Origin of the sequence: Nocardia sichangensis (assembly GCF_047200615.1) — a bacterium.
Taxonomy (GTDB): Bacteria; Actinomycetota; Actinomycetes; order Mycobacteriales; family Mycobacteriaceae; genus Nocardia; species Nocardia sichangensis.
Map to the genome: position 1 here is coordinate 125,426 of NZ_JBJZOK010000008.1, position 20,314 is coordinate 145,739.

Sequence of the window (20,314 nt, forward strand, 5' to 3'; positions counted from 1 at the left end):
CTGCGATATTTGGCCGAAAGTATGGATTTTCTGACCTCAGGTGTTTGGCATCGGTCTTTGTCCAGGTCATAGCGTTGTCGTCATGAGCACACCTTCGATCGTCATCATCGGCACCGGTTTCGGGGGGCTCGGCATGGCGATGGAACTCCAGCGTGCGGGCCTGCACGATTTCCAGATCCTGGAGCGGGCCGAGGACGTCGGCGGCGTCTGGCGGGAGAACACCTACCCCGGCGCGGGCTGCGACATCCCCTCGCCGCTGTATTCCTACTCCTACGCGCCGCGCACCGACTGGCCGAAGCGGTTCTCCCGGCAGCCGGACATCCTCGCCTACCTGCGCGGGATCGCTCGCGAGCACGATCTGCTGCCCAAGATCCGCTTCCGCGCCGAGGTCACCGAGGCCGAGTTCGACGACGCGACCGGACGGTGGACCGTGCGCACCGCCGACGGGGTCGAGCTGACCTGCGATGTGCTGATCTCCGCGGTCGGGCAACTCTCGCGGCCCGCGCTGCCGAACATCCCCGGCGTGGAGACCTTCCGCGGCACGGCCTTCCACTCCGCCGAGTGGGATCACGAAGCCGACCTGACCGGCAAGCGGGTGGCGGTCATCGGCACCGGCGCGAGCGCGGTCCAGTTCGTGCCCGCGATCGCGCCCTCGGTGGCGCAGTTGACCCTGTTCCAGCGTTCGGCCGCGTGGATCATGCCGAAACCGGACGTCGAGTACAAAGCCTGGCATCATCGCGCCTTCCGGCTGCTGCCGATCACCCGCCTGACCGAGCGGTTCGCGTTCTGGCTGTTCTGCGAGTTCCTCGCGCTGGGCATCGTCGACGTGCCGGTCATCCGCAAGCTGGTGACGCGGATCGGCCTGCGGCAGCTGAAGCGCCAGGTGGCGGACCCGGACCTGCGGGCCGCGCTGACCCCCGACTATCCGGCCGGCTGCAAGCGAGCGCTGTTCTCCAACGACTACCTGCCCGCGCTCACCCGCTCCAACGTGACGGTGGAGACCACCGCGATCGCCGAGATCACCCCGGAGGGCGTGCGCACCGCCGACGGCGCGCTGCACGAGGTGGACGCGGTGGTCTACGGCACGGGCTTCAAGGGCACCGAATTCCTTTGGCCGACGCGGATCTCCGGCCGGGGCGGCCGCAAGCTGGCCGACGAGTGGTCGCAGGTGGCCCGGGCCTACCGAGGCATCACGGTTCCCGGTTACCCGAACCTGTTCCTCGTCTACGGCCCCAACACCAACCTCGGCGTCGGTTCGATCGTCTACATGATCGAATCCCAGGCCCGCTATATCCGCCAGGCCGTCCAGCGTCTCGCCGAGCGGCCCGGCCACGTGCTCGAAGTGCGCCCCGATGTCGAGGCCCGGTTCGATCGCAGGCTGCAACAGCGGCTCGACCGCACACCGTGGAACTTCTGCTCGAGCTGGTATCGCAACGCGGCCGGGCGAATCACCAACAACTGGCCGGGCACCGTCACCAGCTATCGGTGGCATACGCGCAAGGTCGACTTCGCCGACTACGACCCGAGGCGCGTCTCTTGACGCGACCCTCTCTGCGGCAACAACTTTCGACAAGTGGTGGAGATCAGATGACGTTCGACTACGACGTGGTGGTCGTCGGTTCCGGGTTCGGCGGCAGTGTGACCGCGCTGCGGCTCACCGAGAAGGGCTACCGGGTCGGCGTGCTCGAGGCGGGACGGCGTTTCGCCGACGACGAGTTCGCCACGACCTCCTGGGACGCGAAGAAGTACCTGTGGGCCCCGGCCCTTGGTTGCTTCGGCATCCAGCGGCTGACGCTGCTGAAGGACACCTTCATCATGGCGGGCGCGGGCGTCGGCGGCGGCTCGCTGGTGTACGCGAACACCCTCTACGAACCGCCGGACAAGTTCTACCGCGACCGCCAGTGGGCCCACATCACCGACTGGAAGGACGAACTCGCTCCGCACTACGACCAGGCCAAGCGGATGCTGGGCGTGACGACCAACCCCGCGACCACGCCGTCGGACCGCGTGCTGGCCGAGATCGCCGAGGAGATGGGCGTCGGCTCGACCTACCGCAGCACCCCCGTCGGCGTCCTGTTCGGCGGCAACGGCGCGCGGCCCGGTCAGGATGTGCCCGACCCGTTCTTCGGCGGCGCGGGCCCCGCCCGCAACACCTGCACGCACTGCGGCGAGTGCATGACCGGCTGCCGCCACAACGCCAAGAACACCCTGGTCAAGAACTATCTCTACCTCGCGGAGCTGGCCGGTGCGACGGTCCATCCGCTCACCACGGTGACCGATGTGCGTCCGCTGCCCGGCGGCGGCTACGAGATCTCCACCGTCCGCACCGGACGCTGGGTCCGCAGGGCGCGCCGCAGGTTCACCGCCGAGCAGGTCGTCTTCGCCGCGGCCGCGCTGGGCACCCAGAGACTGCTGCACCGGCTCCGCGACCGCGGTTCTCTGCCGGACATCTCCCCGCGTCTGGGCGAACTCTCCCGCACCAACTCCGAGGAGCTGCTCTCGATACGCAGCCGCCGCAAGGACTCCGACTTCACCAAAGGGGTGGCGATCACCTCCTCGATCCACCCGGACGAAGACACCCACATCGAGCCGGTGCGCTACGGCAAGGGCAGCAACGCCATCGGCCTCATCGGCACCGCCATGATCGATCCCGATGGGCGGACATCGAAGCTGCGCCTGTGGGCGCGAACCATGCGCAAGCTCGGACGCGACGCCTTCCACATCCAGAATCCGCGCGGCTGGTCGGAGCAGATGATCGGGCTGCTGGTGATGCAGTCGGTCGACAACTCCATCACCACCTACACCGAACGCGGTCTGTTCGGTCGCAAGATGACCACCAGACAAGGTGTGGGCGAACCGAATCCGACCTGGCTTCCGGCGGGGCACGAGGTGGCCCACCGGGTCGCCGACAAGATCGACGGCATCCCGGGCGCCGGTTGGAGCGCTCTGTTCGACATCCCGATGACCGGGCATTTCATCGGCGGCTGCGTCATCGGCGACTCCTCGGACGCCGGGGTGGTCGATCCCTACCACCGGATGCACGGGTACCGGGGACTGCATGTCATCGACGGTTCGACCATCTCGGCCAATCTCGGGGTGAACCCTTCGCTCACGATCACCGCGCAGGCCGAGCGCGCCACCGCCCTCTGGCCGAACAAGGGCGAGCCGGATCCGCGTCCCGAGCCGGGCGCGCCCTACCGGCGCATCGCCCCCGTGCCGCCGCGCAACCCCGTGGTCCCGGCCGACGCTCCGGCCGCGCTCCGGTTACCGATCATCGAGATCAAGGGGCCGTCCGACCGGTCCGAGCCGACGGCGGACACACGCGGCTGACCGACGGCCGGTATCGGCGGGCTCTGCGAACCGCATCCCGCATTCGGGCCGTCGGACGCCGACGAGCGCGACAACAGGTGGTCGGCCCGGCCGTGATCGGACTCAGACCGGAACGCCGCCATAGGTGCGCCGGTATCGCGCTTGGAGGAACGACAGTATCCCGAACGCCATCAGCCCGAGGGCCACAGCGATGAGCAGCCAAGGGCCCAAGGCGCTGTCGGCGAAATCATGCAGAACGGCGTCGACCCCTTTGGCGTTCGCCGGTTCGTAGTTCGCGGCCGCCACCACCGCGGCGAGTCCGATGCCGATGACGATGACGCCCCGCGCCAGATAGCCGATCCGGCCCAGCCATATCACGGCCTCCCGCGAAGCGCGGGTCATCCAGCCCATTCGCAGATCGTCGAGGAAGCCCAGCCGAATCCCGCGCGAGGTTATCAGGACGCCCCCGGCCAGGATGGCCAAGCCGAGGAGCAAGACGACCACTTGGCCGCCGCTCCAGCCGAGTATCCGGGCGGTCACATCGCGTGCGAATGCATCACTCGGCTGCGGTGTCCGGCCGTCCACGACGAACCTGAGAACGACGAAGAACGCTATGGCATAGAGGATTCCGAGGCCCAAGGCGCGCAGCCGGGGCCCGTTCGAACTCGTCGCGGGCGCGGCGGCGGCCTGCGCCAGCCGCCAGGCGGCCAGAGCCGCGAATCCGAAAACCAGAATCCACAGCAGCAGATAGCCCAGCGGCTTACCGGCGAGCGCCGCCAGCGCACCGCCCGCGGTCGGCTCGTGCTGCGCGGTGCCGACGGCCAGCATGAAGGCGAGAATGCCGATGACGATGTAGGCGATCCCGCGTGCGATGAAGCCGAAGCGCGCGGCCCCACGCAATCCGCCGGATCTCGCATACCTGCCCGTCCCCCGACGCTCGCGCCGCCGCCACCGGTCGCCATACCGGTTGCGCCATCCGCTTCCGTACCCGGTCCGCCACCGGCTGCGCCGCACTCCGCCGGTGCGGCGCCATCGGTATCTGTCAGCATTTCGGAACAAACTCATGGTTCTCACCTCTCCATGGACCGTATTGCCCACTTCGGGTGGAATAACCTTGCTCAAGAGCACTGGCTGTCGCGGACGCAGGCGAGCAGGAGCTGAGTGATGTCGGCCCGCGGGGGCGTCGTGGAGCGCGGCTGGGTGGCCAACGGGATCTGCGCGAAGTCGGCGGCGTGCGCTGCGCCGAGCTGGGTGGCGGAGCGGAAACCGTAACGCTGCCAGGCGATCGACTGGATCTTCGGATCCTGGAGCGCCGTGATCAACCGATGCGCGGGAGCGGTGAGGGCGAGGATCGGATTGCTGTTGAAGATCGTCGGGTCCGGATACAGCAGCCTGGCGTTCGCCAGCAGCGCCTCGGTGGCGGGGCCGTTGTCGCGGTAGCCGACCAGCTGTTGCAGGATCTGGTTCTCGTATCCGGCGTACAACGAGGCCGCTCCTTGGATGAGCCATTCCCGGAAACCGCCGTCGGAACTGTCGGACTGCAGACCCTGCGCGTCGTAGAGGCCGCGCACGGCGGGCAGTCCCGACCTGGCCTCGCTGACTGTCGGCGGCTGGAACACATCGCCCGAGGCGATGACCGTCAGTTCCAGTTGCAGCAGCGTGAATCCGGAATTCGAGGACTTCGGATCCGTGCTGGCGATCCGGATGGGACCGGCGAGGTCGGGCGCGCCGAGCGCGGTCCACTTCTGCTTGGGCAAGACGAAGTCGAGCAGCAAGCGCTTGAAATCGACGATGTAGTAGGCGTTGTCGCGCCGCGCCACGATGCCCGCGCGAACCAGCGCGTCGGTCGCGGCCGCGCCCGCGTAGATAACTTCCGGCGTCTCGAGCACCGATTCGGCGCGGTAGTCCGGGAAGGCGGCGGTGTCGTGCGATGTCTCGAAGACGCTGCGCGCACTCGCCGAAGACGGCCACAGGCAGTCGATCTTCTGATTGCGCAGCTGCTCGGTGGGTATCTGCGCCAGGTCATAGGAACCGCGTTTGTCGAAGCGCACCTCGAGTCCGTACCGGTCGCGCAGGACGGCACGGACTTCGCCGTCGGCCATGAGCGACGATTTCTCCGATCCGCCCGAGCAGGTGAGCTGCTGGACTGCGGCCGGAGTGTCGTTCGAGTCGCGGATCACCACGACGCCAACGGCGATGGCGGTCACGGCGACCACGATCGCGATGAGGACGGGGAGGCGGGATCTGTTCATCGCTCCTCACTCGGGGGAAGCTGCAAAGGATTCATGAGTTCCAGGTGGGCCAGGTCCCGGAAGAAGGACGCCAGATCGGCCTCGCCGATTTGTTCGGCGCTGTGCGCGGCGAAAGCCTCGAAACCGGCGAGTGTGCGTCGGCTGCGGATCAGCAGCGCCTCGGCATCACGATAGGCCGACCTGTGGTCCTGGATCTCGACGTACCGCCGCAGCGCCGATTCCACACTGACCAGGTAGTCCAGCAGCTTGCGCGAGGTCATGGAAAGGCTTGCCGGATCGACGGTCTCGGTGCGATCGAGCAGGCGTGGGATGGTGCCACAGGCTCGCAGCAGGGCAACGCGTGTGTCGGCATCCGTGACGCGCGCGGCCAGTGTCGCCACCCGGCGGTTGGTCTTCGATACGCGCCGCGTCAGCCGACCGCGCCGAGTGACGACAGCGACCGATTGCCCGGCGAGGCCGGTGAGCACGGCTACGCCGACCGCGACCAGCGCCGCGCCGACCGGCGATCCGAGCACGGCGTACAGACCGAGGAAAGTGGGAACGAGCACGACCAGCGCCGCGATCACGGCGGCATTACTCGGCACCGGCCCCTCCTACCGGTAACCGGTGGCCTGGCGCAACGCCGCGACCATATCATCGGTGGTGATATACGACCCGCCGGTGCGCTCGGCGATCGTCCGGAGCGTGTCCTGTTGCACCGCGGAGCCGAATCCGATGACCACCACCGGGACTCCGGTGCGGGCGATGTCGTCGAGGCCTCGGCCGCCTTCGGTGTCGGCGCCGTCGGTCATGAGGATGACGAGACGTTTTCGTTCCGGGTCGGCCGCACCGGTGAACTGGTCGGCGGCGGCGTCGAGGCAGCGGTAGATGCCGGTGTTGCCGCCCGGCTTGCGGGCGCGAACGGCGTCGCGCAGGCTCCGCAGGTCCGGCGCCGCATTGCCGCTGGTCCATCGCGCGGGGGCCGTGCTCTGGTTGAACAGCAGCACCGCCGTGCGGTCGCGCGGACCGATCTGGAGCAGGTACTTCTTCGATTGCACCGGATCGAACAGCAGGTCCACGGCCCGCTGCACCCCGTCCCAGCCGCCGTTGTCGGCCATGCTGCCGGAGGCATCGATGCAGTAGACCAGGTCGGTGGGAGTGCGGTAGACGGTCTGGTAGTTCTCCAGCGCGGCGTCGATGACCGGAGCAGCCGGATACGTGATCGGCTGTTCGGTGATCGTCGCGCGGATGCCCCAGGCTGGATCGAAGACCGCACGCGGTGCGCCCGGCAGCGACAGCCCGATGCTGGTGATCGGCCGCCGCCCCAACTGCACCAGCCGCTGCTGGGTATCCGCCGAAAGCAAGAAGTCTTGTAGTTCGCGGAAATTCGCGAGCTTCTCCGGATTGTCGCCGTGCGGCAGGAATCCCAGCGGCGCGTCCGAGATCGCGAGTGCGCCCTTGGGGTAGATGGCGTACAGGGGTTCCTTACCCGCCCGCACCAATTGCTGGTTGCGCTCGATCACCAGATCCTCGTACGTGAACATCGTTTTGCACTGTTGCGGTGCGGCCAGGCATTCGTCCATGAGCAGCCCGGTGGACGGCGGCGTCTTCCCGAAAGCCCGTGTCAGACGCGTTATCCCAGCACGAACCTGCTCCGAATCGAGTTGCGGCCGGGTCAGCGGCACACCGGGATCGTTGCCTGCGAAGTAGTTGAGGAAGCCCAGCAGCACGGTCGCGCCGGAATTGGACTGGGTCGGATTCGTCATCCACGTCGTGGTCTTCTTCGCCTCGACCGCCGCCAGGATCTCCTCGACGCCCACCTCCCGCCCGGTGAATCCCAGCGCGTCCAACTCGCTACGCGGACCTGCGAATACCAGTGGCGTGCTGAACATGGGTTGCACTTGCTGCAGGCGGTGTGCGGTATCACCCAATTGCTGGAAGACGCTGCTGGCGAACCAGAATCCGTCGTATGGCGCGTCGCCGGACTCCAGCAGCCGAGCTTGATCCACCGATCCCAGGCGGGTCATGGTGCAGGTCAGCTTCTGGTCCCGGCACCACGGCTGCACGACCTGCTCGAATACCGCGTCGTGCTCGGAGCCCGCCACGATGTTCAGCACCCTCGCATCGGCGTTGTACGCACGGACAGGTCCGGACTTGCGATCCTCCCCGCAACCCGACAGCAGACCACAGAGTGTGAAAATTATTACGGCAAGCACTGATGTGCGGCGATACGGCAATTCGCCACCTTCCCCTCGATGACGCGATCGTAAACGCAGCCGACGGCGGAAACGGTGAACTACCAGTAACGTCCAGGGGAATCCTCGTCCATGCCGCGATCGCGGATCCCGAGAACCGCACCCTTCAGGGCGCATCGGCACGTCGTCTGCTCGATCCCGGCGCGGGTTCCTCGGGTGGAGCCGAGTTCGCCCGCGCAGCCGCGCCGGCGTGCGGCTCGAGCGAGGCACGCGGGTGAGCGTGGCACATGTCCTGATCGACGGGCAGGCGGCTGCCCCGGTGTCCCTCCCGCGAGCGAGCGTGTCCGGCCGGGCGGCAGCCCATCGCACCCGCGGCGACCGGCGCTGAGCGCGCCCGGGCGAATTCCGATGAATAGACCAGAACCACCGTTTACTTTCAGCTATCGTCGGTGGCAGAGCAACCGCTCTGCGGGACGCCAGGGATGCCGGCACGGCCGTGAATCCGGACGTCCCGCGCAGGCCCGGGCGGTCGGACACCGACCGCTCCGTTCCACCGAGGAGCCGCATGTACCCCGGCGCACACGTCGACCGATTCCCAGAAAAACCGGCTGTTGTCGTCGCCGACACCGGTGAAGCGCTGACTTATCGGGAGCTCGAGGAGAACTCGGTTCGACTGGCCCGGCACCTGTACGACGCGGGGCTGCGCAAGGGCGATCACGTCGCGCTGCTGTCCGGCAACGACCCGAAGATCTACGAGGTGTATTGGGCGGCATTGCGAACCGGGCTTTACATCACCGCGGTCAACCGGCATCTGTCGCCCAGCGAGATCAGCTACATCGTCAACGACTGCGGAGCCAGGGCGCTGATCGTATCGGCCGGTCTCGCCGACGCCGCCGAGCGGATCGTCCCGGAGACTCCCGCGGTCGAGCTCCGCCTCGCCTTCGGTGGCCCGGTGCCGGGATACAAGTCCTACGAGGAGGCGAAGGCCGCGGCGACGCCCGAGCCACTCCCGGACCAGCCGCGCGGCGCGGACATGCTGTATTCCTCGGGCACCACCGGACGACCCAAGGGCATCAAACAACCCTTGCCCGAACGGCAGGTCGGTGACGCGCCCGGTGACACCTACACCGCGATCTTCGGCCCCCTCTACGGATTCGACACCGAGACCGTCTATCTCTCCCCGGCCCCGCTCTATCACGCGGCGCCGCTGCGTTTCGGCGGCGTGGTCCATGCGCTCGGCGGAACGCTGGTGATCATGGAGAAGTTCGACGCCGAACAGGCATTGGCGGCCATCGAGCGCTACCGCGTGACCCACAGCCAATGGGTGCCGACCATGTTCGTCCGGATGCTGAAGCTCGACGAGGCCGTCCGCGCCCGCTACGACGTGTCCAGCCTGCGGGTCGCCGTGCACGCGGCCGCTCCGTGTCCCGTCGACGTGAAGCGGGCGATGATCGACTGGTGGGGCCCGATCCTGCACGAGTACTACGCCTCGACGGAGGCAAACGGCGCTACCTTCATCGACAGCGAGCAGTGGTTGCGCAAGCCCGGCTCGGTCGGCACGGCCGGTCTCGGCACCATCCGGGTGTGCGGCGACGACGGCGCGGAGCTGCCCACCGGCGCGATCGGCACCGTCTACTTCGAACGCGATGAGGCCCCCTTCGCCTATCACAACGACCCAGCTAAGACCGCCGAAGCGGTCCACCCGGACCACCCGACCTGGACCACCACCGGCGACATCGGCTACGTCGATGAGGAGGGCTACCTGTTCCTCACCGACCGCAAGGCTTTCATGATCATCTCCGGCGGCGTGAACATCTACCCGCAGGAGGTCGAGGACGCCCTCGCCCTGCACCCGAAGGTGTTCGACGTGGCGGTGATCGGCGTGCCCGACCAGGAGATGGGCGAATCGGTCAAGGCCGTAGTCCAACCGGCCCCCGGCGCCGAGCCCGGCCCCGCCTTGGCCACGCAGCTGCGCGAGTATCTCGCGACCGCATCGCCCACTACAAGGTGCCGCGCAGTTTCGACTTCGCCGACGATCTGCCCAGGACCCCCACCGGGAAGCTGGTCAAGGGCAAACTCCGCCAGCGATACCTGTGAGGTTTCCGGCCGCTACGCGACGTAGGTGAGGTCGGCGGCCTCGCCCGCGCGCGTCATCAGGCGCGCGACGGCCTCCGCTACCAGCCCGGGCTGCTCCAGGATCACCGAGTGTCCGGCGCTCTCGACGATCACGAAGTCCGAGTACTCGACCGCGGCGGCCATCGCGACGGAATGCGACGGGGGCGTCATCAAGTCGGCGCCACCGCACAGCACCAGCGTCGGAATCCGGGACAGAAGCCCGAGAGCCTCGGTCCGGTCGTAGACCATGAGGTCGCTCAAGAAGCTCGCCATCGTGACGATCGGCGTCTCGTTGCGCATCGCGTTGGCGAGGGCGAGCACCCGCGGGCTCACCTTGCGATCACCGAATTCCGCGGTACGGACGAGCGGGGCGAACAGCTGACAGGCCAGCAGCTTCGCGTGGTGCATCGCCCCCGGCGCGAGTCGGACGGCCGCCTGGAACGCGGAGACGACCGGGCTGCGCAGCAGACGGCCGAACCCAGCGTCGGTGAGACCGCCCGAGGCGGTCGCGAGAAGGGCGACTCCGACGACGCGGGTGCCGATCTCGTGCGGATTCTGACCGGCGTAGGTCAGCGCGGTCATACCACCCATCGAGTGGCCGACGAGGACGACCGGCCCGGTCGGGGCGACGACATCGAGAACTTCGCGCAGGTCCCGGCCGAGCTGGTCGATGTTGTAGGTCCGCCGGGGCGCGGCGGCGGACTCGCCGTGGCCGCGGTGGTCATAGCAGACGATCCGAGCGCCTGCGTAGCGGCGCAGCAGCTCGTCGCGGACGTAGGTCCAGGACTCGCTGCGCAGGCAATGTCCGTGCAGCAGGACGACGGTGAGGTCCGCGTCTCTCGGGCCGTATTCGCGAACCGCGAGCGCCGCGCCGTCCTCGGTCCACACCGTGGCACGCCGTTCCTCCGTGGCGGCGATTGTGCTGAGAGTCGACATGGGCTGCTCCGGTTCACTGGCGGTACTCGTCCTACTTTCCGCCGTATGCACCGCCGCCATCAGGCCCCCGAGTGCTGGGCTCCGATCCCCAAGGGGTATGCCGATCACCACCAAGGTGGGACTGTTCGCCGGGGTGTTGTTCGGCCACCGGCGAAGGACGGGGGCGAAGCCGCGAATATGCGGCTAACGCACCGGATCGACCCCGAGCAGACCCAGGGCGAAATCCCCGTATTGCGCGGCCACTTCCTCCGGCGTCGCCGGGCCCGACTCGCGAAACCACTGGGGGATGGCCGTACACATGGTGGCTATGGCACGACCTGCCGCCCGAACCTGGGAATTGGCGATGCGGCCCTCGGCATGAGCCTCGGCGATCGCGTCGTCCAGGAGGGCTTGGATATCACGGCGGGAGCGGGCGATGCGCGCGCGTTCCCCCGGAGAAAGGCTGCGCATCTCGCTGGCGCCGATGAAACCGAGGTCGCGGCGGTGGGTGTGGAACAAGGCCAGCGCTTCGACGATCAGGCGCACCCGGTGGATGCTGTCGCGGCCTTCGGCGCGGGCGGCGCGCACTCGCCAGTGCAGTTCGTCCATGGTCAGATCGAGGATGCGGACCAGCAGGTCGTGCTTGTCGCGATAATGGTGGTAGAGGCCGGGAACGCTGGTACCAGCCCGCCGGGCGATGGCGCGCACGGTCGTGCCGTGGTAGCCGATCTCTACGAACGACGCGAGGGCGGAGGCCAGCACCGGGTCGACGTCCAGCGGGGCGAACTCGCGCCAGTCACCCTGCTCATCCCGCTCGGAATCGGCCCGATCGGAGCTCGGGCGCGCCGCGGGAGAGGTGCCGCCGAGCAAATGAGCGACCGGCACACCCAGCACATCGGACAAGCGAGTGAGCCGGGCGATCGAGATTCCGGTCTTTCCCGTCTCCACGGCGCTGAGCGTCGCCGGACTCACCTCGAGACGGCGGGCCACTTCGCGCAGCGACAGACCCGCGGCGCGGCGCGCGTGCCGGATCGCCTCGTGCGGCGCCACAGGCTCGTTTCGCATGTTGTTCAGAATAGCTGAACATCAGACATCCACTATTCGCGCGGGGACAACCTCCATGAATCACCTTCTTTGACACCGCACCTGCCCAGTGGAACAGTGTTCAGACAGAGCGATCGTTCGGTCCGCGGACGAGGCGCTGGATGTCGAGGAGGAATGCGCGATGCCGATCGAACTGACCTATTCCGACGACGTTCGGGCGCTGATCGACCGCACCCGGGCGTTCGTGCGGGAGACGGTGCTGCCGATCGAAGACGAGCACCTCGGCGACATCACCGCCGCGGGCGGCGACGGACTGCGCGTCACGCTGAACAAGCTCGCGCGCGAGGCCGGGGTCTTCGCGCCGCACGCGCCCGTCGAGTACGGCGGCCACGGCCTGTCGATGTCGGATCGCGCGCCGGTGTTCGAGGAGGCGGGCTACTCGCTGTTCGGCCCGACGGCGCTCAACATCGCGGCGCCGGACGAGGGCAACGTCCACATGCTCGCCCACATCGCCGACGCGGAGCAGAAGTCGCGTTACCTGGAACCGCTCGCCCGCGGCGAGGTGCGCTCGGCCTTCGCGATGACCGAGCCTGCGCCCGGAGCCGGTTCCGACCCGGCGGCGCTGGCCACCAGGGCCGTCCCCGTCGACGGCGGCTGGCGGATCAACGGCCACAAGCACTTCATCACCGGCGCCGACGGGGCCGGCTTCTTCATCGTGATGGCCCGCACGTCCGGCGAACCGGGACAGCGGGGCGGGGCCACGATGTTCCTGGCGCCCGCCGACACCCCGGGCCTGCGCGTGGGCAGGCATATCACCACGCTGGACCGCGCCATGATCGGCGGACACTGCGAAGTCTTCTTCGAGGACATGTTCGTCCCCGACGAGGCGGTGCTCGGCGCTGTCGACCGCGGCTTCGAATACGCCCAGGTGCGATTGGGTCCGGCTCGCATGACGCACGTGATGCGCTGGCTGGGAGCGGCGCGCAGAGGCCACGACATCGCCGTCGAGCGGGTCGCCCAGCGTGAAGGCTTCGGTTCCCGGATCGGCGATCTGGGCATGGCGCAGAAGATGATCGCCGACAACGAGATCGACATCGCCGCGACCCGCGCACTGCTGGTACGCGCCTGCTGGGAACTCGACAACGGAGAGCACGCGGGCAACGCCACCTCGATCGCGAAGACCTTCGCCGCCGAGGCGATCTTCCGCATCGTCGACCGCAGCATTCAGTTGTGCGGCGGGCTCGGTGTTTCCGACGACCTCCCGCTGGCGCGCCTCTCCCGCGAAGTACGGCCCTTCCGCATCTACGACGGGCCTTCGGAAGTGCACCGCTGGGCCATTGCCAAGCGTGCGGTCAGCGCGGCCCGCCGGGCGGTGGCCGACGGGTCTTCGCGCTGATCTACTGCGCGGATCTACGCCGGACAGGCCGTTCGTCCCCGACGAGCGGCACTTCCGGCTCGCCGGACGGAATCGGTTCCGAGCGCTGCCGGGTCGATCGGCCGCGCGTGCGATCCAGCGAGCGAGTATCCGCGTAACATGCGGACTTCGTGACTCCGCCTAGGCATCCGAGGGCGGCAGTTCGCCAGTGAAAGGGTCCGCCGCCCTGATCCGATCGAGTCCCCGGGATGATCGAAGGAGAGCCGCATGCCAGCGCAAGACCGCCGATACCTCGTCCTCCTGACTCCGGGTGACCTCGGCGACGACACCGTTCTCACGGCAATCCGTTCGGAGTTCTTCGACTGGCTGCGGAGATCCGGCGCGGAAGTCGTCGAGGACGGCGGCGCCAACCGATTGGTCATCACATCGTCGCTGGAGACAGCCGAGCGACTCACGAGGCTCGAGTACGTGCTCACCGTCGAGCCGTACGCCTAGGCGCCGGCTCGCCGGGCTGCCGCGCACCCCGATTATCGATACGAGCCCGCCCGCGATGCCCACAGGTTTGCCGCCGACCCCGCACCGGCCGCGACCGCGCTACCGACGGTCTCATCGGCTGCCGCATTCGGGCGCGGCACCGTATTCTCGGATGAATCGATCTGCACGACAACCGTATTCGAGGCAGACATGTCGCGATCCGAGGCATCGGCGGTGGCGGCCGGAGCCTACGCGTGGTTCCGGACGGCGGTCCGGCGAATCGATCCCGAATTGTGGGAGTCGTGGTGGCAGTGGCTGGATCGGAAATTCGGCGACGACACGACGATTCTGTGGACCGAGCCGTGGCCTCACGACTACTGGGTCGCCCACGGGGTGCGGCACGCCATCGAGGGGGTACCGCTCCCGCTCGCCTACCAGACCTGGTCCCACCGCGGCGCGCTCGACGACTGGCCGCTTTTCGGGGCGACGGAATGGGACCTGTTTCCACCCGGTGTGAGCCGTTCGACCAGCTCGGCCGCGCTCGATGACGTCCTCGCGCAGGCGGGCCCACTCGAATACGATCGCGAATACAGTCTTGCCCAGCTGATTTCGTTGTCGGATGAGCTACAGCGAACGAGTACGGAGGAAGCGTCACAAGCCCGCCTGCAATCGCAGTTCATCCGCGCGTGGCTCAGCTCTATCGTCGGAAACACCTTTTCGAGCATGTTCCGCGCGCCCTCCACGGATGCGGATCTGCTGTATCACGTGACGATCCGCCGGGTCGACCAAGCGATGGGTGCTTTCGAGCAGACACACCACTTGCGAATGGATCTCGCCGAAGCGATCGAGACCTTCTACTGCGCGACGTGGCCCGACGGGCTGCCGATCAAGGTACCCACGCAACAAGGACAATCACTCGAGTGGCGAGACCACTGGTTCTGGTTGACGCGGGAGCTGGAACCGGAGCGGCTGCGGGAAGCCGTCGGCATCCTCGCGAGGTTGCTGGTCTGTCCGCCGATCATGGACGCCATCGGCTATCTGATCAGCAGGGATCGCCCGGTCAGCGCGCTGGGATTGTGCGTCCTGCGCCGCTGTGCCCTGGGACTGCGGACTCTGGCCTGGCTAGAAGCCGCCGCCACTCATCCGTGGCGGGATGTCCGGCTCGCCGACGTGGCGACCTTCGCGTTCGCCGCCATCGCCCCGTGGTGGCCACGGCCTTCCCTGGCGCTCAGCCATCGGTCCGGCGACACGAAGCCGGAACTGATGAAACTCGGTCTGTGGCGCGCCCCCGACGTGGCCATCGACGCGATGACCGTCCCCACCGGCGAGTCCAACACGGGCATGGTGTGGCGTCTGTTCGCCGCCACACCGGCGATCGCCAGGGTGCGGTCCGAGACCTACACCGCCAGCCTGTGGTGTCGACGCGAGGTCGAGTTGACCCAGTATCTGCTGGACCACTCCGATTTCCTTCGCGGACGTATCGTGGCGGACGTCTCTGGGCAGCAGACAATCTCGGTCGACCGAGCAATGTCGTCGCGCAATCTGCAACAGGATCGTTCCGAACCGAACCAGCCGTTGTTTCCCCCGTCCACTCTCGTCTTGGACGTACCGAGCTACCCGCCGTTGATCATCGATGTACTCGCCGCGGTGTGCACATTGCGGCTGCTGCGCACCCACTACGGCGACGCCGCAGTGGCCAATCGGATCGCCGACGAACTGGTCGCGGGCCGCCCCGTCGACCTACCGCCGCCGACCAACCATCCGCAGGGCTGGGATATCCACTACGCCGCCTTCGCAGGACTCGGCCGACACAGCCGACGACACAAATCGCCGGTGCGGCTGGCACGGCGCTACCCGAAGCCCGAGGCCGCGTTGGATATGACGGAAATCGCCGAACAGGTTCCCGATCTGACGCAGGCACAGGCGGGAGGTGTCGACATACTGGCCGCTCTCGAATGGAATCGCGAGATCCGCCGGTGGTTCTCCGAGCACTGGGGTTCCCGCCGCACCGTGATCGATTGCAGGCGGTTCGATGTCAGCGGATGGAGCGATGACCCCCGCCATGCCGTCAAACGGGGCATGCTGCAATTACGTTCCGAGGCATTGACTTTCGTCATGCAAGTGGCCGGTCAGTCGGTGGACTCCTGGCCCGGGCTCGGGTACAACGATCCGCCGATTCTCACCGTCTACCTGCCCGACCAGCACAGTTGGATCGATGCTTCGTTCGCGCTGCCGACCTGGGTGGACGTCTACGCCTCGCTGCGCACGCTTCGTTTGGACCGCGCTCTGGTCGACGCGATGCGCACCGCACTCGATGACCAGTTCACTCTCTTGGCCAAGCTACCGAGGTCCAGGAAGCCCGCTGACGTGTTCGCCGTGCGGGGCGGCCCGGGCACCCCGCATCCCGATCGGTCCGTGACGGTCATCGTTCACCGCGACTGAGCGAAGCAGGCCCATGACGCCGGTCCGCCGCCGCCAGCTCTGCTGACGGCGGCGGATACCTCCGATGGGACGAACCCGCGCGTGATTACCGCCCGTGCTGATGGGCGGACTGACGGGCCTCGTCGACGTCGGCTTCGGCTCGCGCCTTCTCGGCCGCGGCTTCCTTCCCGGCCGCCTCGCGCTGCGATTCCGCCTTGTCCTGCTGCGCGCGACCTTCGTCCTTCAGGTCCTGATGACCGGTGACGGTACCGGCCGCTTCCTTCACCTTGCCCTTGGCGTCTTCGACGACGCCCTCGACGCCCTCGCGAGCACCGCTTCCATGTTCAGCCACAACAACCTCCTGGAATATCGGAACAAGCTGACATCTGGCGCATACCCGGGAGACGGGCCTCGAATCCGGAGCGACGAAGTTCGGTTCGCGCGTCACGCTCTCCCGCAGGCAGGACGGGTCAGCGCAGCGGGGTGCTCGCGCTCGGTCCTTGCCGATACCGCGTCATCGTGAGCCGCTGCTCCCGGTCGTTGCACTCCGGAATCGGCAACGGGATCGCCATCAGCAGGCCCGTGCTCGGCTACGACGCGGGCGTGGTGGCCTGGCTCAACGCGATGATGCCCGACCTCGCGCGCGACACCTGGACCACGCTGCGCGATCGTTTCATCGACTTCGACGGGCGGGATGCGCGCCTGCGCGGCAGCTCACGCGCCCGCGTCGACCTCGGCAACTACAACGTGATCAACGGTGACGGGATGACGAAAATCTTTGTCGCCACCGCCGCCGCCGAGATGGGCGAATCCGACCTCGCCGACGCCCTGGTCCATGCCCGACCCGGTACCGAGTCGACGAGCGCAACGGCACCCGGCGCTCGCGGGAGTCTCGACAGTGACCAACGCCCACCACACGCTCACCCGATTCAACCGGCCCGACGGCCTGCGCGATCTCATTCGCGCAACGGTGCCGCCCGAGTGGCGGACCGGACCGATTCTCGGCATCGCGCCTCATACGGATGTCCTGGTCGCCAAGGCGGTGACCGACGGCAGTGCCCTCGAACTGGCGCTACGGCCCGGACACGGGCCCAGACGGGTGCGGCTGGGGCTGCGACGGCTGATCCCCCGCCGCACCTACCGCGCCACCGGCGCGATCGCGCCGACCGTGGTCGCCGACGAGCCCGGCGAGGGCATCATCGAAGTCGACCTCGAGATCGCGCTCAACGCGGATCGCCGATAGAAAGATCCGATCGCACGCTCGATCCAGCGGTTCCCGGCTGGCACGGGTGCCCCCGCGCGTGCCAACGTGGGCGCGCGGCCCGACCTGATGCCCACGCGAATCTCCTCCGCCGCAAGCGCTTTCGGCAACAACCGCACTGTACCGAGCCCCGACGGTCACGACACCAGAGGACGATGAACCAGCACACGAAGAGCCCGACCGCCGCGGCCCGCGACTACGTGTCCGCCTGCGCGACGCTGACCAGCCTGATCGACCTCGCCGCGCACCCCGCGACGTCGCCGCGCTTGCGGGTGGCGCTCGCCGAGTACTGCCGCCGTCACGGCACCGCGGATCCCGGATTGGCGGCGAGTTTGTCCTTCTGGAAACAGCGCCGTGCCTCCTTGACGCCCGCCGATTATGAGGCGATCCGCGCCGTCCTCTCCCGCGACGGCGCGATCCTCTACGCGTACCACGACTGATCGCCGCAAGGAAGTGGGGTTCCTCCCCACTGCCCACGCGCAATTCGCGTTTCGGTCACGTACACGCTTCTTCAGCCCCTTCTGGCACGGCGATGCCATCCGGTCAAACGGCCCGCGTTCGACTGCCCCTCGCAGACACGGTGCCGGTCGATCAGCGGCCGCCTATTGCTGCGTGCCGGCGCCGCCGATGCCCGACAGTGTCAGCTCTACGGGTTCGCGCGGCTGACCAGGACGGAATACGCAGCGAGTACAGGTGTAGATCGTGGGCATGCACTCGTTGCAGTGCACGCACGCCGACCGCGTCGACGCATCCGATTGGATGCGTCGCAACAGATTCGGTTCCCGCAGCAGCGCACGGCCCATGGCGACGAACTCGAAGCCTTCTGCCCGCGCGAGCCGCATCGTGTCCAGATTCGTGATGCCACCCAGCAGGATCAGCGGCATCGACAATTCCCTGCGGAAGTGCCGTGCGCGCTCGAGCAGATACGCCTCCCGGTACGGATACTCCTTCAGGAATGCCTTGCCGACCATACGGAATCCCCATCGCGCGGGCACCGGAAGAACGTCGCCGAAAGATTTCCGCGGGGCGTCACCGTGAAACAGCAGCATCGGGTTGAGCAGCGAGCTGCCCGCCGTCAGTTCCAGCGCGTCCAGGCTGCCGTCGGCTTCCAGCCACGCGGCGACCTGGATCGACTCGGGCACGGTGAGCCCGCCCCGCACTCCGTCTTCCATGTTCAGCTTCGCGGTCACCGCGAGCCTGCCGCCCACGGCTTCCCTTACCGCGGCGGCGATCTCACGCGCCAGCCGCGCCCGGTTCGCCAAGCTGCCGCCGTACCGGTCCGCGCGGCGGTTCAGTTTGGGGCTCAGGAACGAGCTGACCAGATAGTTGTGCCCGAAATGGATCTCCACCGCATCGAAACCCGCCTCCTCGGCCAGCTTCGCCGCGCCGGCATGAGCGGCCACGAGCTCGCGGATCCCGTTCTCGTCCGGGCTTCGCATCATCCGCATCGACAGCGGGCTGAACATCCGGCTCGGCGCCAGCGCCGGAACTCGGTTGGAGGCCGCGTTCGCCACCGGTCCGGCATGGCCGATCTGCGCGCTCACCGCGGCACCCGCACCGTGCACGGCTTCGGTGAGCCTCCGCAGCCCCGGCACCGCTTCCGGGCGTAGCCAAATCTGATGCCGGTCGGTCCGGCCGCCGGGAGCGACCGCGCAATAGGCCACGGTCGTCATCCCGACGCCACCGGCGGCGACCTCGCGATGGAACTCGATCAAGTCGTCGGTCACCAGCGCGTCCGGCGTGCGGCCCTCGAAGGTCGCGGCCTTGATCACCCGATTGCGCAGGGTGATCGGCCCGAGCTGGGCGGGTGCGAATACGTCGTTCATTGTTTCTCTCCTGTCGGAGCGGTCAATCCGGCCACCACGAATTCCCGGAGGGTGGCCACCGCCTCCTGCGACATCTCTCGGTGCTCCGCACTGCCGAATCGCATGATGAGGAGGTCGAACGCCAACATCCACCGGCGCCTGCTCTCGCGCTCGCTCAGGCCCGGCAACAGGCTCACCCACGCATCGATCCGGAACCACGGCTGCCGCCACTCGGTCACCTGCCTGCCGAGGACGAATTGCGCCAGCAGCCTCAGGTGCAACCGGCCCACCGGATCGGCGGCCAACTCGACGAACGGCTCGATCACCGCATCGACCACCTCGGCGATCGACCCGTGCCCACCGGTGACAGCGGCCAACCGGTCCGCCCACACCGGACCCAAACGCTCCTCGAGCAACGCGGCGACAAGGGCGTCCTTCGACCCGAAGTGGTAGTGCACCGCCGCCGGGTTCGCTCCTGCCTGCGCGCAGATACCCCGCACGGACACCTCGTCGTATCGGCCTTCCAGCAGCAGTCGCTCGGCGGCCGTCAGCAGACGATCGCGGGTGGTCGCGGCTTCGGAGACCGGTTTCGGCATGCGCCAAGTCAAGCACGTTTCCATCGTTGATTCAATCATTGATTGAAACTTGTTCACGCAAGAGCCGATACCGCGCCGAGCTGCGCCCTGGATACCAGAAGTGGTGGACGAAAGCCGATAGAACGCAGGGTTTCACTGCACGTCACCAGGTCGTCACACCCGGCCGCGAGCACAGCGCGAAGGTGTCACGCACAGCGGGCCGAGTCGATGAGCTTCGCGTCGACCTCGCACGCGGGCAGACGTGCGTCGGCACGGCGTCGGTCGAGCCAGGTCGCGGCAAGCGGTCCGGCGCTTTTGTCCGCACTTAATTCAAGCCGCTGGGCGGCCCTCGGATCAGCCGTGGCACATGATCGCCTCCGAATACGCCGATACCCGGGAGCAGTGCGAGCAGCGCCGCCGCCCGTGTAGCGCAGCGTCTGGTATTCACACCGGCCGCGTCGCGGTCAGCGGACCGGATTCAGCCGCTTCGGCGTCAGCTGGTACGCGTGCCGAATGCACACGGGCGAACACAGGGCGGACTCGGCGACACGGCCCGGCCACTCGGCGGTGGGCACAGCGTACGCCTCCGGCAGG

General features: G+C 67.8%; 16 protein-coding genes and 2 pseudogenes. 9 read left to right on the plus strand and 9 right to left on the minus strand.

Features of this window, described 5'->3' with window-relative positions; translation table 11 throughout:
- Positions 1-82: 82 nt before the first annotated feature.
- The gene (locus tag ACL03I_RS13725) at positions 83-1,540 is read left to right on the plus strand and encodes a flavin-containing monooxygenase (protein ID WP_412806138.1); all 1,458 of its coding nucleotides are present in this window, start codon (positions 83-85) and stop codon (positions 1,538-1,540) included.
- 47 nt (positions 1,541-1,587) lie between these two features.
- Positions 1,588-3,330 (plus strand): FAD-dependent oxidoreductase, encoded by a 1,743-nt coding sequence (locus ACL03I_RS13730; RefSeq protein ID WP_412806139.1) that lies wholly within the window; start codon positions 1,588-1,590, stop codon positions 3,328-3,330.
- A 102-nt stretch (positions 3,331-3,432) separates the two neighbouring features.
- Here the strand turns inward: ACL03I_RS13730 and ACL03I_RS13735 are convergent, their stop codons facing one another.
- The 4 genes from ACL03I_RS13735 to ACL03I_RS13750 are packed head-to-tail and all read right to left on the minus strand — an operon-like array spanning position 3,433 to position 7,777.
- On the minus strand, positions 3,433-4,374 hold the full coding sequence (locus tag ACL03I_RS13735; RefSeq protein WP_412806140.1) for a DUF1206 domain-containing protein: 942 nt from the start codon (positions 4,372-4,374) through the stop codon (positions 3,433-3,435).
- Between the two features lie 53 nt (positions 4,375-4,427).
- Positions 4,428-5,561 (minus strand): hypothetical protein, encoded by a 1,134-nt coding sequence (locus ACL03I_RS13740; RefSeq protein ID WP_412806141.1) that lies wholly within the window; start codon positions 5,559-5,561, stop codon positions 4,428-4,430.
- The gene (locus ACL03I_RS13745) at positions 5,558-6,145 is read right to left on the minus strand and encodes a hypothetical protein (protein WP_412806142.1); all 588 of its coding nucleotides are present in this window, start codon (positions 6,143-6,145) and stop codon (positions 5,558-5,560) included. Before ACL03I_RS13745 ends, ACL03I_RS13740 begins: the two co-directional genes overlap by 4 nt.
- Before the next feature lie 9 nt (positions 6,146-6,154).
- The gene (locus tag ACL03I_RS13750) at positions 6,155-7,777 is read right to left on the minus strand and encodes a VWA domain-containing protein (protein WP_412806143.1); all 1,623 of its coding nucleotides are present in this window, start codon (positions 7,775-7,777) and stop codon (positions 6,155-6,157) included.
- A 523-nt stretch (positions 7,778-8,300) separates the two neighbouring features.
- On the opposite strand from ACL03I_RS13750, the pseudogene ACL03I_RS13755 reads away from it, so the two are divergent.
- Positions 8,301-9,832, plus strand: a pseudogene (locus ACL03I_RS13755) (acyl-CoA synthetase).
- A 12-nt stretch (positions 9,833-9,844) separates the two neighbouring features.
- Here ACL03I_RS13755 and ACL03I_RS13760 read toward each other — a convergent pair.
- Positions 9,845-10,786: an alpha/beta fold hydrolase gene (locus tag ACL03I_RS13760; RefSeq protein ID WP_355070664.1), complete on the minus strand. Its 942-nt coding sequence runs from the start codon at positions 10,784-10,786 to the stop codon at positions 9,845-9,847.
- A 183-nt stretch (positions 10,787-10,969) separates the two neighbouring features.
- Positions 10,970-11,830: a TetR family transcriptional regulator gene (locus ACL03I_RS13765; RefSeq protein ID WP_412806144.1), complete on the minus strand. Its 861-nt coding sequence runs from the start codon at positions 11,828-11,830 to the stop codon at positions 10,970-10,972.
- 160 nt (positions 11,831-11,990) lie between these two features.
- Between ACL03I_RS13765 and ACL03I_RS13770 the strand changes: the two genes are divergently transcribed.
- From ACL03I_RS13770 to ACL03I_RS13780, 3 genes are all read left to right on the plus strand, one after another.
- A complete protein-coding gene (locus tag ACL03I_RS13770; protein WP_412806145.1) occupies positions 11,991-13,205 on the plus strand; it encodes an acyl-CoA dehydrogenase family protein in 1,215 nt (404 codons plus the stop codon).
- Between the two features lie 246 nt (positions 13,206-13,451).
- Positions 13,452-13,679, plus strand: coding sequence for a hypothetical protein (locus ACL03I_RS13775; protein WP_355070658.1), 228 nt, complete (start codon positions 13,452-13,454; stop codon positions 13,677-13,679).
- A 189-nt stretch (positions 13,680-13,868) separates the two neighbouring features.
- Positions 13,869-16,100 (plus strand): hypothetical protein, encoded by a 2,232-nt coding sequence (locus ACL03I_RS13780; RefSeq protein ID WP_412806146.1) that lies wholly within the window; start codon positions 13,869-13,871, stop codon positions 16,098-16,100.
- Positions 16,101-16,185: 85 nt separating this feature from the next.
- On the opposite strand, the gene mbp1 is transcribed toward ACL03I_RS13780, so the two are convergent.
- Positions 16,186-16,431, minus strand: coding sequence for a microaggregate-binding protein 1 (mbp1, locus tag ACL03I_RS13785; protein WP_355070654.1), 246 nt, complete (start codon positions 16,429-16,431; stop codon positions 16,186-16,188).
- A 275-nt stretch (positions 16,432-16,706) separates the two neighbouring features.
- Between mbp1 and ACL03I_RS13790 the strand changes: the two are divergent.
- The 3 genes and pseudogenes from ACL03I_RS13790 to ACL03I_RS13800 form a co-directional block, all read left to right on the plus strand.
- Positions 16,707-16,856: pseudogene (locus ACL03I_RS13790) on the plus strand (hypothetical protein); the annotation flags it as partial.
- Positions 16,857-16,977: 121 nt separating this feature from the next.
- A complete protein-coding gene (locus ACL03I_RS13795; RefSeq protein ID WP_412806188.1) occupies positions 16,978-17,322 on the plus strand; it encodes a hypothetical protein in 345 nt (114 codons plus the stop codon).
- Positions 17,323-17,495: 173 nt separating this feature from the next.
- Positions 17,496-17,780, plus strand: coding sequence for a hypothetical protein (locus ACL03I_RS13800; RefSeq protein WP_412806189.1), 285 nt, complete (start codon positions 17,496-17,498; stop codon positions 17,778-17,780).
- Positions 17,781-17,942: 162 nt separating this feature from the next.
- Here the strand turns inward: ACL03I_RS13800 and ACL03I_RS13805 are convergent, their stop codons facing one another.
- Positions 17,943-19,166: an NADH:flavin oxidoreductase gene (locus ACL03I_RS13805; RefSeq protein WP_355070652.1), complete on the minus strand. Its 1,224-nt coding sequence runs from the start codon at positions 19,164-19,166 to the stop codon at positions 17,943-17,945.
- Entirely contained in the window at positions 19,163-19,741 is a 579-nt protein-coding gene (locus ACL03I_RS13810; RefSeq protein WP_355070650.1) for a TetR/AcrR family transcriptional regulator, read from the minus strand. The genes ACL03I_RS13805 and ACL03I_RS13810 overlap by 4 nt, the downstream gene beginning before the upstream one ends.
- Positions 19,742-20,314: the final 573 nt, after the last annotated feature.

What these genes read in the sequence shown, in the direction of transcription:
- ACL03I_RS13800 (WP_412806189.1), top strand. Translation starts at nt 17,496, where the DNA reads ATGAACCAGCACACGAAGAGCCCGACCGCCGCGGCCCGCGACTACGTG.
- ACL03I_RS13805 (WP_355070652.1), bottom strand. Translation starts at nt 19,166, where the DNA reads ATGAACGACGTATTCGCACCCGCCCAGCTCGGGCCGATCACCCTGCGC.
- ACL03I_RS13765 (WP_412806144.1), bottom strand. Translation starts at nt 11,830, where the DNA reads ATGCGAAACGAGCCTGTGGCGCCGCACGAGGCGATCCGGCACGCGCGC.
- ACL03I_RS13740 (WP_412806141.1), bottom strand. Translation starts at nt 5,561, where the DNA reads ATGAACAGATCCCGCCTCCCCGTCCTCATCGCGATCGTGGTCGCCGTG.
- ACL03I_RS13735 (WP_412806140.1), bottom strand. Translation starts at nt 4,374, where the DNA reads ATGAGTTTGTTCCGAAATGCTGACAGATACCGATGGCGCCGCACCGGC.
- ACL03I_RS13725 (WP_412806138.1), top strand. Translation starts at nt 83, where the DNA reads ATGAGCACACCTTCGATCGTCATCATCGGCACCGGTTTCGGGGGGCTC.
- ACL03I_RS13810 (WP_355070650.1), bottom strand. Translation starts at nt 19,741, where the DNA reads ATGCCGAAACCGGTCTCCGAAGCCGCGACCACCCGCGATCGTCTGCTG.
- ACL03I_RS13780 (WP_412806146.1), top strand. Translation starts at nt 13,869, where the DNA reads ATGTCGCGATCCGAGGCATCGGCGGTGGCGGCCGGAGCCTACGCGTGG.
- ACL03I_RS13760 (WP_355070664.1), bottom strand. Translation starts at nt 10,786, where the DNA reads ATGTCGACTCTCAGCACAATCGCCGCCACGGAGGAACGGCGTGCCACG.
- ACL03I_RS13775 (WP_355070658.1), top strand. Translation starts at nt 13,452, where the DNA reads ATGCCAGCGCAAGACCGCCGATACCTCGTCCTCCTGACTCCGGGTGAC.
- ACL03I_RS13730 (WP_412806139.1), top strand. Translation starts at nt 1,588, where the DNA reads ATGACGTTCGACTACGACGTGGTGGTCGTCGGTTCCGGGTTCGGCGGC.
- ACL03I_RS13770 (WP_412806145.1), top strand. Translation starts at nt 11,991, where the DNA reads ATGCCGATCGAACTGACCTATTCCGACGACGTTCGGGCGCTGATCGAC.